A 17908-nucleotide genomic window follows, 5' to 3' on the forward strand; every position below is an offset into this window, starting at 1 on the left:
ACGATTATGAATACTATGCTTCTTTCCTGTAGAGGATGAACTGATGAAATACGAATCCATCAAATTTCTGATACCATTGATTGCAGTTTGTTTGAGTTGCGGGGCTGATTGGCCTCAGTTCCGGGGGCCTTTAACAAATAATGTCGCTATTTCAGAAACGCCTCCTGCTAAAGTAGATCAGGAAAACATTGCCTGGACTGCTGAACTGGAAGGGCGGGGGGCTTCTGGCCCCATCGTGGTTGGTGATAAAGTTTTTATTACCAGCACAACGGGTTTCAAACAGGATCAACTGCATGTTCTTTGTTTTGATGCCAATTCTGGAAAACGTCTTTGGGAACGACAGTTTTGGGCAACCGGTCGCACGCAGTGCCATAAGAAAATGTCTGTTGCTACTCCCACTCCAGCCAGCGATGGAAAACGCGTCTTTGCTACTTTTTCCAGTAACGATGTGGTGTGTCTCGACCTGGATGGAAATTTACTTTGGATACGTGGGTTGTCACATGATTATCCCAATGCCAGTAATAGTCTTGGCATGGCTTCTTCTCCCATTGTTGTCGGCGAAACCTTAATTGTACCTGTTGAAAATGATGATGATTCATTTACCACTGGACTCGACGTGAAGACGGGAATTGCGCGTTGGAAAATCAATCGTCCGCGTGTTGCGAATTGGACTTCACCGGCGATTTTGCAATCATCTCCAAATGCTGAGCCTGTTGTATTGCTCCAGTCAAGTGAGGGCGTCGATGGGATTTATCCTGAAACAGGCGAAACTGCCTGGCAGTATGAACAAGGCGCCGGTCGGATTCCTTCTACCACAGTAGGGGATAACATTCTGTATGTTCCCTCTAATGGTTTGACTGCATTAAGTCCCGGTTCTAGCAGTGATCCTCCTAAAGTGCTTTGGAAGGAACAAAAACTCTCTCCCGGTACTGCCAGCCCTCTTGTTTATCAAAATAATGTATTTACTGTGAATCGGGCAGGTGTATTAAACTGTGCCAATCCACAAACAGGCGATTTGGTTTGGCGACTGCGCTTGAAAGGTCCCTTTAGTGCCACACCGATTGCCGCTGCAAACCATCTTTATCTGGTCAATGAGAAAGGGTTGTTGCAAGTGGTACAATTGGGCACAGACAAAGGAGAAGTCACGGGAGACATCGATTTGAAAGAAACGATTCTGGCTACTCCAGCGATTGCCAATAACTCGCTATTTATCCGCAGTGATAAACACCTTTGGAAAATTTCTTCTAAATAACAAGTATCTTCTCTCCAGAGGGTCGACTGAGAAAAGGAACGATTTGTGTCACAATTGCTGGCTGTCGGATTAGGTGGATTCGTCGGAGCTGTTGCGCGATATAGCATTACGGAATTTTTAGCAAAGAAATTTCCGGGAAGCTTTCCTGTAGGAACCCTTGTTGTAAATGTAGCAGGTTGTCTTGTGATTGGCATTTTGATGGCCATCGTGACTCATAAACAACAAGTTCATCCTTCGATTCGACTGCACGAACATGTCAGCCTATTTTTGATTTCGGGTTTCTTGGGCTCGTTAACTACTTTTTCGACTTTTGGATATCACACAGTAAGTCTGTTAAGAAATTCCGAAGTGAATCATGCTTTTCTCAATATCACGGGAAATTTAATCGTCGGTCTCTTTGCGGTCTGGCTGGGTTGGTCTTCGGTCGTCTTCTGGTTGGAAAAGTAGTCTACACTTAGCTTAATTGCGTCTCTTGCTACTCTGAGTTCTTGGATTTGTCTGAGTTGACTGTGTTTCCTAATCTCTCAGTGGCTCTTTATAATTGTTAAGATTTTCTGATTATAACAATTAAGATGCAGGAGAATTCTGACCGATAACAAAACCATACGGGGGGAATTCTGCCTGACCTTCTCGTCAGGCGGAATTATTTTTTAGATTCCCTAACTCCATAAATAGCAGGGAGTATCCCCCGAAATGTCCTATTGGCTTCGACCTCTGCGTTTTCTCGCTAGTGCTCTCAGTGGTGCATGTTCTACCCATCAATTAGCACTCGGGTTCAGTATGGGAATGGTAATTGGCCTCGTCCCCAAAGAGAATTTGACAGCAGTCATTTTGCTCTTCATCCTGGCTGGATCAAAAGTCAATCTCTGCTCTGCATCATTATCAACAGTTCTTTTTTCCTGGCTGGCTTTAGTACTCGACCCACTGAGTCATCTGATTGGACGCAGCGTTCTTCTGGCTGAACCATTACAGGATTTTTGGCACTCATTTTATGAAGTACCTCTGATGCCTTGGACAGACTTCAATAATACCATTGTGATGGGCAGTCTGATTCTGGGACTTTTCTTATTCTATCCCACTTATCGCATTTCGAAGCCTCAGTTTGAAAAATATACTCCGTTGGTTTCTCAGAAATTAAAGAAATATCGAATCGTTCAAATTCTCTGGGGCACTGAAATCAGTGCGATTACGGGGGAAGTCGCATGAGATGGAATTACTTGCTACCTCGTTTCACAATTGCTGCCATAATCTGGTTCTTTTTTGCTTTTGCATTCGATCCTCTTGTACGAAGTAGTCTGGTCAGTTTGGGACAAAAGGTAACTGGTACGAAAGTAGATGTCTTCGGTTTACAAACAGGTTTCTTTCCTCCTTCAATCAAAACGGGCCCGGTTACGATCGCCAGTCATTCTAACGAACAACGCAACCTTGTTCGATTCGATCAGATCGAAATGAAACTTGCCGGCAAGCCACTTATGCATCGAAACCTGATCGTCGAAGAAGTGACAGTCTCTGGTATGGAGTTTGACGCGCCTCGAACGACATCAGGAAAACTCTCAGAGACGACACCAGGCCAGTCGGAAACCAGATTCCATTTTGACACTAATCCGTTTCGTAAAACTTCAAAAGAACTGGGGAAATCCTGGTTGAGTAGTCTGACGAGTTCACTCACCGAACAACTGGACCCCAATCGCCTGGAAACAGTGCGCGTTTCCAAAATCGTTCAACAAGAATGGAAACAACGTTTTTCACAATACGAAACACGGCTTCAACAGATTAAGCTGGAAGCGGATTCGGTACAAAATAAAGTAAAAACTGCAGGTGGCAAGACGTTAAATAAAATCAAGACTTATGCCCAATCAGCCGAGCGAGTGGATCAACTTATCAAGGAAGGCAAGCAAATTCGCAATGAGTTGAAATTGCTTCCTCAAATTGCACAGCAGGATTACCAACGTATTGAAGAAGCGAAAGAGCGAGATCTGACAAACCTTGATCAGATGTTGGAGTCTATTTCACCCGATCCACACAAGATCTTACATGCATTACTCGGTGAGGAATTATCCCGGCAACTAAATCAAGTATCGGGTTGGTCGAATATGATTCTCCAAACCGTCAGAACTCTGCAGGATGAACAGGAACCAGATCGCTCTCAGGGAGAATGGATTGATTTTCGACGTGATACCAGTTTACCACAAGTTCTGTTTAAAAAAATTCGACTAACAGGTGCTGTGCGAGTGAATCAACAGAAATATTCATTTGTTGGAATGATCAAAGACCTTTCCTGCTCTCCAAAACTATATCAAGAACCAATCACAATCCAGGCACAGATCGAGGCCGAAGCCAATATCAAAATGGCAGGAGATCTTAAGTTTTATCAAGAATCACCCACACACGAATTTGTTGTGTTAGTCAAACTTCCTCATCAGAAAAAGATCACTCTCGAAAATTCAGAAACGCTTTCACTTTTTCTGATTGCGGATCAGACAGAATGTAAATCCCACATTTCATTTAGAGAAGAGGACTTCCAATGTCGTCTGGAATTTAAACAGACGCCGGTTCGTTTTCAGCTTTCCAGTCCCAAAACCAACCATCAGGCAATAAGGAGCATCCTGGAACATTCTTTAGCTTCCATCGATTCTATTTCTGCTACGTTGAATTATTCTGGTTCTTATGAAAATCCAGAATTGAAAATTGAGTCTGAGTTAGGGCAGAAAATCGCCGAAGGTTTGAATATGGCGTTAGAAGCTGAATTCAATCGACAAAAGCAAGAAAAGGCACTGAAAATTGAGCACTTAGCGAGTCAGGAACGAGAGAAACTGATCCAAAAACTCAATGGACAATATTCTGAAATCATCGCTCATTTGGAAGAGCAGGAATCGAAAGTGCAAGCCGTCATCCAAAAAGTATCAAATCGTCCTTTGGATATCCGCCAGCTGCTGCGTTAAGCGAACTGCTCATTTGCTCAAGCATTTTCACATCTCCGCAAAAAGTGGCTATGGTTGCGCTGGTTCCCATAAATTCCCCTTGATTTCTCTCTGATTCTGATATTATTAATGATAGCAGGAATGGAGTGCGATGCAGGATGCCTTTATTCGCCTTATTTATTGCCTTATCTGGCTGCACCTCTCCAGCTCGCTTTTCGTGATTGTTTTATTCATTTCTCGAATCGTCCGGTTCTTTTGTTCGATGAACTCCGGTTCACATTTGATTCATAACAATAATTGATGCGAAACTTAGGATTATTGAGTTATATACTCGAGAAAGACTTGACTTAAACAATATTCAATACAAAACTCATTTAAAGAGATCAACATTCAAACATACGTATCTTGAAGGGTCTGTTGCGTGTATTTGATGAATAGTCTGTAATCTATCCAGTCTGGAGTTTTTTATGACTATCGTGGCAGTAAATGCTCATGCCCCCATCTCTTCAGGAGAAATACCCACGACAGACCCAAGACGTGCGATTGACGTAGACCAGAAGCAGCAACAAGTTTTCGAACTTCTGGAAAAGAATCAGCTTGATGCGTTACTCTTGCAGTTGCCTGATAATATTTCCTGGTTTACAACAGGCGCAGATTTATCCCGTCCTGGCTCGACTGAGAGTATCGCAGCGGTATTTGTTACTTCAGATGCAAGGCTAGTCGCCTGCAATAATGTGGATGCCGATCAAATTTTTGATCGCGCAATTCCCGGCCTAGGTTTCCAGGTAAAATCCAGACCATGGTATGAGCCCTTATCGAAATTAATAAATGACCTTTGTAAGGGAAGAAAAGTCGCCAGCGATACGGGAATCGATCAGACATTGAATATTTCTGAGCAATTAAAATCCCTGCGGTTTCCGTTTACTGAGCTGGAAGGCGAGCGCATTCGCGAAGTGGGGAAACTGGTTGCACATGCAGTGGAGGCGACGGCGAGAAGTGTGGAACGCGGTGCTACAGAACAGGAAATCGCCGGTTCGCTCTCTCATCGACTACTAAAACGTGGTGTCACTCCCAAACGCTTGCAGGTCATGGCTGATGGCCAAAGTATTCGTTATCGTCATTGGGGCTTTGGTGAAGATCGCCTGGAGCGATATTGTATTATCTCTGCCGTTGGTTCTCAAAATGGCTTACATGCCGCAGCGACAAGAACTGTTTCATTGGGAAAGCCGCCATCCAGCTTTATCAAGTCGCATCATCTGGCGTTATTAATGCAAGCGACCGGCATGTATTTTTCCAAACCCGATTGGGCATTATTTGATACTTGGAAACGAGTAAAGCGAATCTATGAAAAATATGACTGTCCCGATGAATGGCAGCACGCCGATCAGGCAGATATTATTGGATATTTGCCTGCAGAAACATCGATTCTCCTTAATAGCGAGTTTAAATTGAAAACTGGCACGGCTGCGTTCTGGCATCCTTCAGTAGGGCCGGCGATGACCGGGGATACGATTCTTGTTGAAGAGGATAATACCATCCTGATAACGCCGATGGAGCAATGGCCGACCGCAAAAATTATGGTGAAAGAACATCAAATTGCTTTGCCTGATATTTTGATCCTGCCAGACTAATTCAAAATGTGAAATCCGTTACCGACTGGAACTGGAAAACATCAGAGTTTATTTCATACTCACCATTTCTCACTTGTCAATTCTTCCTGGTTGAACCAAGATAAGTCAAGCCGGGTCGGCAAAGGAAATCGTTTGGCATGCTTTAATTACATGTTTTCACCATAACTCACTTTGATGTGATACTGTTTTAATGGTTGCTTCTGATCCCCCAGATAATTCCAGCTCTCTCACTCAAACCCCCGTATTGGACGTGTTCCCGGAACGCTTAGAACTATCAGAAGATGTTTCTCGTCTCCGTCGAAGGAGAACAGCCAGACTCATCAAAGTTTCCTGGATGGGGATTTCTGTTCGTTTGTTTGTAATTGTCATGGAGTTTACGGGGCTTTGGTTTCTGGGGCATTCTGTTCTACTCGTAGATGCACTGGCGAGTAGTGCCGATGTTTTGACATCATTCGCTATTTTATTCGCGATTCGTCTAGCAGAGCGCCCACCTGATGATGATCATCCTTTTGGTCATGGTCGCTATGAACCTCTGGCAGGCTTTCAATTAGGCTTGCTGATTCTAGTGGTGGGGGCAGGCACTTTTGCCTATCAATTGTTCGCCGCAATCAGTCATGCCCAATCTGAAATTATAGGCTGGGTCAGTTGGATGATTCCCTTGTTTGCCGCGATTTTGCTGGAGATCACTTGTCGTGTTGTTTTGAAAATGGCGAAACAGGAAAAAAGCTCAGCGATGATAGCAGAAGCATATCACTATCGTGTTGATGCGATTACGAGTCTGGTGGCTGCCTTCGGTTTGGTTATCGCCAGCCAGATTTCTGAGTATGGCCATTTAATTGATCATCTCACTGCGATGATTCTTGCAGTCATCATGATTTATTTGGGGTGGATTGCTGCCAGAGAAAATCTTAATGAACTGACAGACAAGATTCCTCATCAAAATTATTTCGATCAGGTCAAGCTATCAGCATTAAAAGTAGAAGGTGTTCTAGATGTGGAAAAGGTGAGAATCCAGGCAGCAGGACCTGATGCACATGTAGATATAGATATCGAAGTCAATCCTAACGAAACGGTCGCTGAAGCTCACTTAATGGCACAACGAGTACGCCACCAGATCCAACTCGATTGGCCTAATGTGAGAGAAGTAGTTGTACACGTAGAGCCCTATTACGAAGCAGATCATTAGCCCTGTCTTGCGAGGCTTCCGAATCGCAACTCAATTAGAACCGAATGATTACATCGCCACCAAGTAAGACCTGATAGTCAGCCTGGAAGTTACGGTAGGGGCCTTGTACGTTCAATAAAGGGGAACTTGTGTCAGACCAGTCAAATCGTAACTCTGGACGAACTGTGACACATGGGTGAGGTTTCCAGTTCGCTCCCACAGTTAGTTCAAAGTAGTTGCCACCCGATGCAAACGGGGGAGCTAACTGTACGACGCGAGAGAAATCCTGATCACGGAACCATTCAAATCGGGCTCCCCATGCTAATGTATCAGATACATCATAATACAGGTATTGATTAATTGAATACCATTTCGCAGGGACCACTTGAAATTGATTATTGATTGCGCCATTGTCCTGGATTCCGAAGTCACTCTGGAACACATAGGTCAGGCAGTCGTTGAATTGGTGTGACAAAACAAAGCTGATTATTGTACGGTTCGCACTGGCATCGACATTGGTGTCCTGATCACCGGAAGATAAGGCGAGATTCACGTTTGTTGCCTGATCACTGCTGACCCAGCCAATCCCCGCCAGTAATTCCGCATCATCGTTAGGATCTTCCCAGGCATCCCAACCTCGGGCGATACCAGCCAGCAATTGGAGTTGATCGCTTACCTGGAATGTCGACAAAATGCCGGTGTGGGTAAATGGCTCGCCATACTGCATGGAATAAGAATGTGAATAAAAGAAGTTGTCGGGTGCGGTTACTTTTTCATATCCAATTGGCGTATAGAAGTGCCCCGCTTTAATGCTCACACCCGAAAGCCAGGGAATATAAAGTTCTGCATACAATTGGGGAAGTGCGACACCATACATGGCAAATGTATTGCCACCGCTACGTCGTGGACCATTAGCGCTATTCCAGTGAGCAGAGCCATCACTGTTCGTTTCGAGCCCGATTGCGGTAGTGAAGAAATAGTCGGTACCATAAAGGATGTCGGCGCGGAAACCCCAATCCAGTTCATCCCCTCCAAAGTCAACTTCACGTTCCATAAACAGATAAAGCTGGTTCATCTGATATTCGTTGGAGCGGTCATTAAAAGTGACAGGTAGATTGAAATTGTTTGATGGTTTCTGAAAGTTGCCTGTAAATCCCTGGTCGAGCCAGCCACCTACTCTGATTCTCTGAGAATTCATCGAAGGGTATAGTGGTGAACGACTCATAAGGAACTGCTCGAGGAAATTACAGCACTGGCATTCCGGCAGGCATAATTCATCAACACAACAGGTTCCAGCTTCATCAGTGGTGTCGCAGCTTGTGTCAACATAGTCTAATGACACAGGTTGGTATACGCTTTGATCTTCTTCGAACTCAAACGCAGAGTCATAAGAGAACGCATTCTCTAGTTGATTTTGCTGTCCGAAAACGACTCCTGGCATACATATAATGACGCCAAACACAATCCATTGTGAGTATTTTTTTATTCGCATCTTAATCCAAACATGTGCGATAAAATGACTAATGAACTGCGAATCTTATAATTCGCATATCGCTGGTAGTATTCCGTCCTTGGAAACAGTTTCCCCATCTCTCATTGAATGGAACTATACATATACAATCGGCATTAAGCTGCTTGAAAATATATAGTTATACGGTTCTGTGGCTCAATAGTGGGCTAAAAGTCAAACAATGAGGATAAGGACTCTTCCTCTTTCTATTTCGGTTTGGATGGTTGGGGAAACAGAAGCTATTTATTTGTAAAGTAATCTCTTAACACTCATTTTGAGGTTTAAACGTCAGGCTCACCTCTGATTTGCCTATTTTAAGATATCAGTATTAGTAGTACTTTTTTTTCATAGACTGATTGGTTCTTACCCAACCTTTTCTTCTTTGAGATCTGTTTGAGGAATGACTCCTATTTATCGAAGCAGAATATTGTATGGAATGTACAGTTCCCTTGACGAAGATGTTTCTTAAGTTAAACAATCATGTTGACTTAAAGTAACGTTACGGCTCATTCCTATTACTGGACAAAATTCATCTCTTTATGATGACCTTCACGATGGTCCTATAACCTGAACAGCATCTCCTAAACCTTGCAAATTGCCTTTTTATTAATTGCAATTGGGTCCTCCATGGGCAAAGATATTTCTCATGTTGGATTAATATCTGCATTCTTTAGCCAAAAATGCGTAAGCAAAGAAGAAAAACTGTTTAGACAAGGTATGGCTTACTGTTAGATTTAATCCCTTTAATCGTCAAACTAAGTGACTATTTCAACAGTAAATACCCTCTCGAATCATACCAATCAAAAATTTGACCACTATTCAAGTTACGAGTAAAAATCATTATGAAGAGCCTGAAGAGATTGTTTGGCCGTAAATCTGCTCGCAAAATTAATCGTCGTTTGCCATTTCGGGTCTCTCGCCCGATTGGCTATGCGAGCCATGTCGAACGGCTTGAAGATCGAACTTTACTCGCCAGCAATATTCTGGCTTCGCTCGAAAGTTCAGTAAATCAGCCCAATGACACGACGGAACTGACCCTGAATGTCGGGCCAGGTAGTTCACCCACATTGGGATTTGAAGTTAGAGCGGCCGCCAACTCTGTCTTTGATCCGGCAGCGATCCGCATTTTCGATGCTAATACAAATGCAGTTGTTCCCCTAGAACTCGCTGAAAATGATCATAATGGTTCGACGAACTCACTTGCCTTGGCTACTTTGAGTCCTAGTACTTCATACCGAATCGAAGTCAATGGGCAAACTTCTGACATCGGTGGTTTTATTGTTGATGTGTTCCTACCCGGTGACATGGATGGTAGTGGTTCTGTTTCTGATACCGAACGACTACACGCATTTGTAGCCATGCAACAGCATCTATTTGGTTTCAATGGTGTCACACCTCACTTGGTACAGCAACTGGGATTGGACCCCAGCGCCAGCTTCTATTCAGAAGAGTTAGATGGTGACAGAGATGGTGACGTCGATAATTACGATTTGGAATTGGTGGAAGGAAATCAAAACCTCCCCGCCGTTCAACTCGAACTGATTGGTGATCAGGATGCACCTCAGATCATTGCTGGTTTGCAAATCGATTCCGGTGTTTCCGATTCCGATGGGATCACTAACGATTTAACCATCTTGGGGAATATCTCTGATGAGAGCTTGATTACACAATTTAAAGTAGGACTGGATGGCGCTCCCCTGGTCGATTTCGTTGATATTTTCCCACTCATTTCTGGTGGTGCGAATGGTGGCTCGTTTACGCTTTCTCGTAGTTGGATAGAGACCAATCTGAATAATGGAAATTCTCTGGAGGGCGGCACGCATACTCTCAGCTTCTTTGCACAGGATGAGCATGACAACAATAATGTCGATTCCTTCTTCGATGTGACTTTCGAGTTGGATGTAACCGATCCCACTGTTACAGGAACACAGATTACAAATCAGAATGAAGATGAAGATTTTGGTTCACTGGATCTGGGACCTCTGACCAACTTCTTCAATCAGAACGGTGGAACGGCACTCAGCTTCCAGGTCGATAGTATCACGAATCCGATTGTCACCGTGGACTTCTCGTCTGGAAATTTAGTCTTGAACTCTATTCAGGATGCCTTTGGCTCAACTGACATTGTGATTCTGGCAATGGATTTAGCTGGTAACTCTGTTCTCTCAAATTTATTTTCCGTTGATGTAAATCCACAGAACGATGCGCCAGTCGCCATCGATGATGCTTTTACGACAGACGAAGACACGGTATTGAACGGTGGCAGCAATGTATTTGCCGCGAACCCCACAACGCCTGATTCGGATGTCGAAAACGACCCCTTCACTGTTACTGAAGTCAACGGAAATGCTGCGAGTGTCGGCAATCAGATCACACTAACATCGGGAGCACTGTTGACTCTCAACTCGGATGGTACATTTACTTATAATCCCAACGGTCAGTTTGAGTATTTGGCTGCTGGGGCATCGGCAACTGATAGTTTTACGTATACCATTGATGATGGCACAGGCAACTTGATTACGACCGATACGGCCACGGTGACGATCACGATCAACGGTGTGAACGATGACGCCTTGATTGGTGGTGACAATGCGGGTGACATGACGGAAGACGAAGCCGGTGACAGCGGCACGCTGACAATTACGGACGTGGATGATGGGGAAGATGTGTTTGTGACACAGTCATCGACAGTGGGGACACATGGTACCTTCTCGATTGACGCGGCCGGCAACTGGACCTATACCCGGACAGCGGATCTGAATGCGTTGAATGCCGGGGATCAAGTCACCGACACGTTCACTGTGACCTCCAGCGATGGTACGGCGACCGAGGATGTGACGATCACGATCAATGGTCTGAACGATGACGCCTTGATTGGTGGTGACAATGCGGGTGACATGACGGAAGACGAAGCCGGTGACAGCGGCACGCTGACGATTACGGACGTGGATGATGGGGAAGATGTGTTTGTGACACAGTCATCGACAGTGGGGACACATGGTACCTTCTCGATTGACGCGGCCGGCAACTGGACCTATACCCGGACAGCGGATCTGAATGCGTTGAATGCCGGGGATCAAGTCACCGACACGTTCACTGTGACCTCCAGCGATGGTACGGCGACCGAGGATGTGACGATCACGATCAATGGTCTGAACGATGACGCCTTGATTGGTGGTGACAATGCGGGTGACATGACGGAAGACGAAGCCGGTGACAGCGGCACGCTGACGATTACGGACGTGGATGATGGGGAAGATGTATTTGTGACACAGTCATCGACAGTGGGAACGCATGGTACCTTCTCGATCGATGCGGCTGGCAACTGGACCTATACCCGGACAGCGGATCTGAATGCGTTGAACGCCGGGGATCAAGTCACCGACACATTCACCGTGACCTCCAGCGATGGTACGGCGACCGAGGATGTGACGATCACGATCAATGGTCTGAACGATGACGCCTTGATTGGTGGTGACAACGCGGGCGATATGACGGAAGACGAAGCCGGTGACAGCGGCACGCTGACAATTACGGACGTGGACGATGGGGAAGATGTATTTGTGACACAGTCATCGACAGTGGGAACGCATGGTACCTTCTCGATCGATGCGGCTGGCAACTGGACCTATACCCGGACTGCGGATCTGAATGCGTTGAACGCCGGGGATCAAGTCACCGACACATTCACCGTGACCTCCAGCGATGGTACGGCGGAGGATGTGACGATCACAATCAATGGTGTGAACGATCCTCCGGTCGCGGAAGCGGATGCGTTTACGACGGACGAAGACACGAGTACCGGCGGTGATCTGTTTGCCGATAACGGGAGTGGTGTGGACAGCGATCCGGACAGTAGCGCGAGTTTCACAATCACGGAAGTCAATGGTGTATCCGGTGATGTGAATAACCCGATCATTCTGGCATCGGGTGCGACGCTGACAGTGAATTCCGATGGTACGTTTACTTACGATCCTTCAAGTTCGAGCCAGTTCAATGCTCTGGCAGCCGGTGCGCAGGACACGGACAGCTTCAGTTATACGATCGACGATGGGTTGAGTGGTACAGATACAGCCACGGTGACGATTACAATTAATGGTGTGAATGATCCTCCGGTCGCGGAAGCGGATGCGATTACAACGGACGAAGACACGAGTACCGGCGGTGATCTGTTTGCCGATAACGGGAGTGGTGTGGACAGCGATCCGGATAATGGGGCGAGTTTCACGATCACGGAAGTGAATGGTGTATCAGGTGATGTGAATAATCCGATCGTCCTGGCATCGGGTGCGACGTTGACAGTGAACGATGATGGTACTTTCAGCTACGATCCTTCAAGTTCGAGCCAGTTTAATGCTCTGGCAGACGGTGAGCAGGGCACGGACAGCTTCAGTTATACGATCGACGATGGGCTGAGTGGTACGGATACGGCCACAGTGACGATCACGATCAACGGTGTGAACGATCCCGTCACAGCACAAGATGACGCTGTCACGACTAGCAAAAACAACACGATTGAGATTGATGTAACAGCCGACAATGGGAATGGTCCTGATACGGATCCTGATACGAACGATGTATTGACGGTGATTGTAATTGACGGTCAAAACGTTACTTTAGGTCAGACGATCACATTAAGTGGAGTGGATTCGGTCGCTACAGTCACACTCAATAATAATGGGACCCTAACCTATGATCCAAATGGCCAATTCGATGGTTTAAATCTACCTTCAGAGACAGCGACGGATACATTTACCTATACGATTGATGATAATAATGGTTCAACTTCGAGTGCTACAGTAACTGTTACCGTCACTGGTAGTAATGAATTATTGCAAGTGACGAATGAGTTGCCTGATATCTCTCGGGATGGTCTGACAACCGAAATCATCAACTTGGACAACCATTTTGATGATGCTGATCCCGGTGACGTAGTCAGTTACAGCGTTTTCTCCGCAACTCTGGTTGGTGGAGATCCTTTGCCGGCAAACTTCTGGGCGAATAATATCTTTATTTCCGGAATTGATTCAAATGAATTGCATATCGAATATAGTGATTACGCTGCGAACCAGGTTCGTCTTCCTGTAGAAATTACTGTTCAAGCATCTTCAAGTGACGGGATCTCGAATCCTGTTACCAGTACGTTTATTTTATCTCCTGATCCTCAGGAAACAGTTGATATTCGACTGATAGCTCGTTCTACAGCATCTTCAGGCCGTGACTTTACTTATTTCCGGGCTGAGCGATCTTTTGAACAAATTATAACTGAAGCGGGTGCAGGACAATTCCATCTCATAAATAATGGACAGGATTTGGACTATACAATCTTTCTGAATAGCTATGACATTGACCTGAATACTGATTTGCAAGCAGTACGGATAATCGATACATCAGATGGAGATGCGGTTCAATTTACAATTTTCAATAAAGTAGCTGCTGATGATAATCCGGTAATCGACACGTCAATAGGTGTTAATACTCTGTCAGGAACATGGACTGCTGGTGAAGGATTGACAAGCGAGATTATAGACAAACTCTACAATGGAGTTTTGGCAATTCAAGTAGAGGAAGTAGGAGGTACAATCAGCATTGCTTCCGGTAATAATATTACTGTTTCACCAGAAGTTGATGATGTTAATAATCTACCAACGGGACAGACTGAATTTTTCACAGAAGAAGATTACGTAATAGAGATCTGGATCAGCGATCGACTGTCTCAAGTTTTAGCAGGACAATCAACGACTGGTTTATCTGGTATTACATTTGATCTAACTTGGGAAGGAGAAGGCAATATTCCCCAAGCTCTGCAGTCATTCGCTGGAAATGGGGCTAGCGCCTTCCATTTACTTCCAGATGTAGCTAACCCTGATAATGACAATAATATCGTTGCTGATTTCCGAGGTTCGGGAATTAATCCTGGTGTTGGAGACGGGCCACGCTATGCAAGAGTCGGTTACGTATCATTCAACGCAGACTCTGAAACGCCTGTGGGGAATCCAGTTGATTACACGATTAATTTTAGTGCAGGTGATTCTGTTTCTAGAAATGGTGTCGGAGAGATTGATCTCAGTCAAATTTCAATCGTTGGGGCTGCGGTTACTCATCTTCCGACTCAGGAGTTTCTTGTTCAAACAGATCAAAGCAGTATCTCTGTTTCAGGGACTGTAGACCTTAATGGCGAAATAGTGAATTTAACCCCTCAGGCTGTTGGGCTAGATGAAGCTAGCATGAGTGGTCGTTTCAATGTTTCTCTCGATGATCTTGATAATCCGACGATGATTCAAATTGTAAATTCATTTGTCGAACTCAATCCTTCTGGTTTAGCAATTCCAAATCGTGGTGCAACTGGTGGACTAAGTGATTTTGATTTAGCCGATTTCGGTTTGGTAGGAAATAGTACAAATGGTCCATTAAATATTGCCTTACGAGATGCAATTGCTGCAGTATTTTCCAGTCAACAGTCTCTCTCTGGTGGATCATTCGATATTACAGAAGCATGGCAACTTGAGAATGGGCAAATAGATTCATTTCTCGTGGTAGGTGGTAATTTTCCAGTAAACGAAAACTCAGAGTCGACGAATGGTCTTTCAATGACCTTCTTTGATCCCCAAACAACTCCTCCTGCTGGGTTAGCTTCATGGAGTCATGCAGAATTGACTGAAGTATCACCGGGAATCTACGAATTGATTATTCCAATCAGTCGTAGAATTTCATTTACCGATTCAAACGGAGCTGTGATTGAATTAGATTTCGTTGGATCTATCGCAACTATATTCAACTCTGATCAATCGGATCAGTTTGGTGATACCATTGCTACTGCGGAAGAAACCGGACTGTCATCTTCTAATCTAGGGACACAGGTTTTTCAGGGAACGATTGGTAATAACAGCTCGCTAGATGATCCCCTGACTGATGTGGATATGTTCAAGGTTGAATTAAATGTCGGTGATACTGTCACAGTAGATGTCGATGCAGATATGTTTGGGACTGGACTTGATAGTGTGATTTACATTTTTGATTCAAATGGAAATCAGGTTGCATTTTCAGATAATGACTTGGATGCTCCAAATGAATTTCTTATAGATCTCGGAGCAAAAGATTCATTTGTCTCATTCACGAACCAGACAGGGAGTCAAGACACGTTTTATATTGGTGTGAGTGCTTTGAATGATGCTTTTGATATTTCAACGCCTTACAATCCAGAGAATCTTGTTGACCGTGATGTTGATAATAATCCAAACGTAAATGTTGATGTATTCGATATTGGCAGTTATGACCTGACTATAAGTGTCAGTACTGGAGCAGCACCTTTACATGGAACACAAACTGGTACAAACAATGAAGTTTTGACAGAAGGTACTGCCGTTGATCTGGTTGTTGTGCGAAATCAGACTGAGATTGATTCAACCGGTCATGTTAATAGTTTGCCAAGCAGTGATACCTGGATCGACGAATGGAGTTCGTTCTGGGTAGAAATCTATATAGAAACCGCTGATGCAAAAGCAATCACTGAAGCTATGGCAGATTTGAATTACAACACAAACTTCTTTACTGCCACAGAAATTGAATTTGGTAAGGCCTTCGCTGATGATGGAAAAGCGGTAATTGATGATTCCACTGGCGTCGTGAGTTCATTGAGTGGTACAACAACCATTGAGCGAACAGGAAGCTACAAGAAAGCTCTATTGGCACGTGTTAAGTTTGAATCGCTGGAGCAGGATGATGTTTCGATTGACTTCGAAGACAAATTCATCGGTCCTCATGCATTGGGACTTTCACTCAGCAATGTCAACGTGGGACTGACTGATGATGTTAATACAAACATCATTGTCGGGGATGCCCCTGAAACGGACTTATGGGCCATTGCCTATGATGTAAATGACGATGATACCATCAATTTCCGTGATCTAATGATCTTAGCCTCCGTCTATGGCCAGAACGTACTCGATACGAACTCTCCCTATGTCTGGGCCCTCGATGCCGATAAAAGTGGTTCAGTTAACTTTAAAGATTTGTCGTTCTTTGCCACCAACTATGGGGTGTATAAAGGTGGTAATAGAGAAGTCGTTTATCCTTCAAACTTCCTGCAACGTTGGTATGGTAACACAACCGACATTACCGGTGATTCTTCTATAGATGATGTAATGCAGGAGGCTCTCGGAATCTGGCAGGATGCATTAGGGCTGGAACAACCGCTTGATATTCAACTGGTAATTACCGATCTGGGGGGAACCCAGTTGGGTGAGGGGCAGATTACGGCCGTCGATGAAGAGGGACGTCCCATTGCCGGGATTGTGACGCTCGATGATGATGCAGCCGGATTAGGCTGGTATTCTGATATCAGCACCACAGCCTTTGGCGGTACTGAATTGGAGGGGGGAGTCGCTCATACTGCTGATAGTAATTCGGACGCAGTCGGCCGATATGACTTGCTGACGGTATTACTACACGAAATTGGTCACGTCGCCGGGTTTACTCAAACGTATGCACCATTCGGCAGTCATGTCGAAGTGGGTGTGGGTGGAACTTTAAGCTTCGTCGGTAGCGGATTTGAAGCGACATTGACGAATGACGGTTTACACCTGGATGAAACTGTTCATGCAGGCGATATCATGAATGCGACCTTGGATCCGGGAGTTCGCAAACTGCCTTCGGTACTGGATACACTCATTCTGCAGACTGCACATGAAACGGCGGCTAATGGGAACTTCGAAATTCAGGTTGGTGTCAATGCTCCTCTGATGGCGAATCTGCCGACTACTGATCAGTTAGTAGCAGACTCTGCCATGAATCAACAGTCAATAGACGTTATCACTGATGTCGAATCGTTTGTTGATTTGGAACCGAGTGTCATCCAAATTTCCAGCAATCTCTCGGATCAGAGCAATCGCGTGCTATCACAATTCAATCTAGCGTCAAATCTCTTGAATCTTAAAGATTCCGGGTTGGACCAGGACGAACTCGATCTGACGGTACTCGAAGATTTGGTCAGTGACCTGCGTCAAAATGGATTAGCAATTGTGGGAAGTGGTGAAACGAACACTGTTTTTGACTCTGATTTGGATGAGACAGAACTGGATCTATTCGGTTTGGATGAACGAGTTGAAGCCGGATTTGATGACGTCTTCTCTGACTGGACAGGACCAATTCTCTAGGCCCCTGTTTCTAATTCATCATTATCTATGAGCCCTTATGTGTGTGAGAATACCATAAGGGTTCTTGTGTACTATTATAGAAATAATCATTGATTAGCTGTTGTAGGGGAGATGGGTAGTCGAGTTGATTTTTGTCAACATATACTCATTTTTGTTAGGGTTGAGTGATTCTATTAGAAGAGTTTCGAAGTCTGTGCCTTCTGTTCTTGAATACTGAACAGGCTGATGTTATGTTTCAGAAGTCTTGGAGTACAGCAGGACAGACAAGTTAATT

General features: G+C 44.8%; 8 protein-coding genes. 7 read left to right on the plus strand and 1 reads right to left on the minus strand.

Going from position 1 to position 17908, the window contains the following annotated elements:
• The first annotated feature begins 43 nt into the window (after positions 1–43).
• The 6 genes from V144x_RS10255 to V144x_RS10280 all read left to right on the plus strand — a co-directional run bounded on the left by V144x_RS10255 (position 44) and on the right by V144x_RS10280 (position 6990).
• Positions 44–1252: an outer membrane protein assembly factor BamB family protein gene (locus tag V144x_RS10255; RefSeq protein ID WP_144985074.1), complete on the plus strand. Its 1209-nt coding sequence runs from the start codon at positions 44–46 to the stop codon at positions 1250–1252.
• 45 nt (positions 1253–1297) lie between these two features.
• Positions 1298–1699 (plus strand): fluoride efflux transporter CrcB, encoded by a 402-nt coding sequence (crcB, locus tag V144x_RS10260; protein WP_144985075.1) that lies wholly within the window; start codon positions 1298–1300, stop codon positions 1697–1699.
• Positions 1700–1945: 246 nt separating this feature from the next.
• Positions 1946–2458, plus strand: coding sequence for a TIGR03546 family protein (locus V144x_RS10265; RefSeq protein WP_144985076.1), 513 nt, complete (start codon positions 1946–1948; stop codon positions 2456–2458).
• The gene (locus V144x_RS10270; protein WP_144985077.1) at positions 2455–4194 is read left to right on the plus strand and encodes a TIGR03545 family protein; all 1740 of its coding nucleotides are present in this window, start codon (positions 2455–2457) and stop codon (positions 4192–4194) included. The genes V144x_RS10265 and V144x_RS10270 overlap by 4 nt, the downstream gene beginning before the upstream one ends.
• 446 nt (positions 4195–4640) lie before the next feature.
• On the plus strand, positions 4641–5804 hold the full coding sequence (locus V144x_RS10275) for a M24 family metallopeptidase (protein ID WP_144985078.1): 1164 nt from the start codon (positions 4641–4643) through the stop codon (positions 5802–5804).
• A gap of 190 nt (positions 5805–5994) precedes the next feature.
• Entirely contained in the window at positions 5995–6990 is a 996-nt protein-coding gene (locus tag V144x_RS10280) for a cation diffusion facilitator family transporter (RefSeq protein ID WP_144985079.1), read from the plus strand.
• Positions 6991–7024: 34 nt separating this feature from the next.
• On the opposite strand, the gene V144x_RS10285 is transcribed toward V144x_RS10280, so the two are convergent.
• Positions 7025–8461 carry a porin gene (locus V144x_RS10285; protein ID WP_144985080.1) on the minus strand — a complete coding sequence of 479 codons (1437 nt, stop codon included), beginning with the start codon at positions 8459–8461 and terminating at the stop codon, positions 7025–7027.
• Positions 8462–9339: 878 nt separating this feature from the next.
• On the opposite strand from V144x_RS10285, the gene V144x_RS10290 reads away from it, so the two are divergent.
• The gene (locus V144x_RS10290) at positions 9340–17634 is read left to right on the plus strand and encodes a VCBS domain-containing protein (protein WP_232102778.1); all 8295 of its coding nucleotides are present in this window, start codon (positions 9340–9342) and stop codon (positions 17632–17634) included.
• The last annotated feature ends 274 nt before the right edge of the window (positions 17635–17908 follow it).

The sequence above is a fragment of the Gimesia aquarii genome (genome assembly GCF_007748195.1).
In the GTDB taxonomy this organism is placed as follows: domain Bacteria; phylum Planctomycetota; class Planctomycetia; order Planctomycetales; family Planctomycetaceae; genus Gimesia; species Gimesia aquarii.

Coding starts and splice junctions, on each gene's coding strand:
- V144x_RS10255 (WP_144985074.1), top strand. CDS start 44: ATGAAATACGAATCCATCAAATTTCTGATACCATTGATTGCAGTTTGT.
- V144x_RS10265 (WP_144985076.1), top strand. CDS start 1,946: ATGTCCTATTGGCTTCGACCTCTGCGTTTTCTCGCTAGTGCTCTCAGT.
- V144x_RS10270 (WP_144985077.1), top strand. CDS start 2,455: ATGAGATGGAATTACTTGCTACCTCGTTTCACAATTGCTGCCATAATC.
- V144x_RS10275 (WP_144985078.1), top strand. CDS start 4,641: ATGACTATCGTGGCAGTAAATGCTCATGCCCCCATCTCTTCAGGAGAA.
- V144x_RS10280 (WP_144985079.1), top strand. CDS start 5,995: ATGGTTGCTTCTGATCCCCCAGATAATTCCAGCTCTCTCACTCAAACC.
- V144x_RS10285 (WP_144985080.1), bottom strand. CDS start 8,461: ATGCGAATAAAAAAATACTCACAATGGATTGTGTTTGGCGTCATTATA.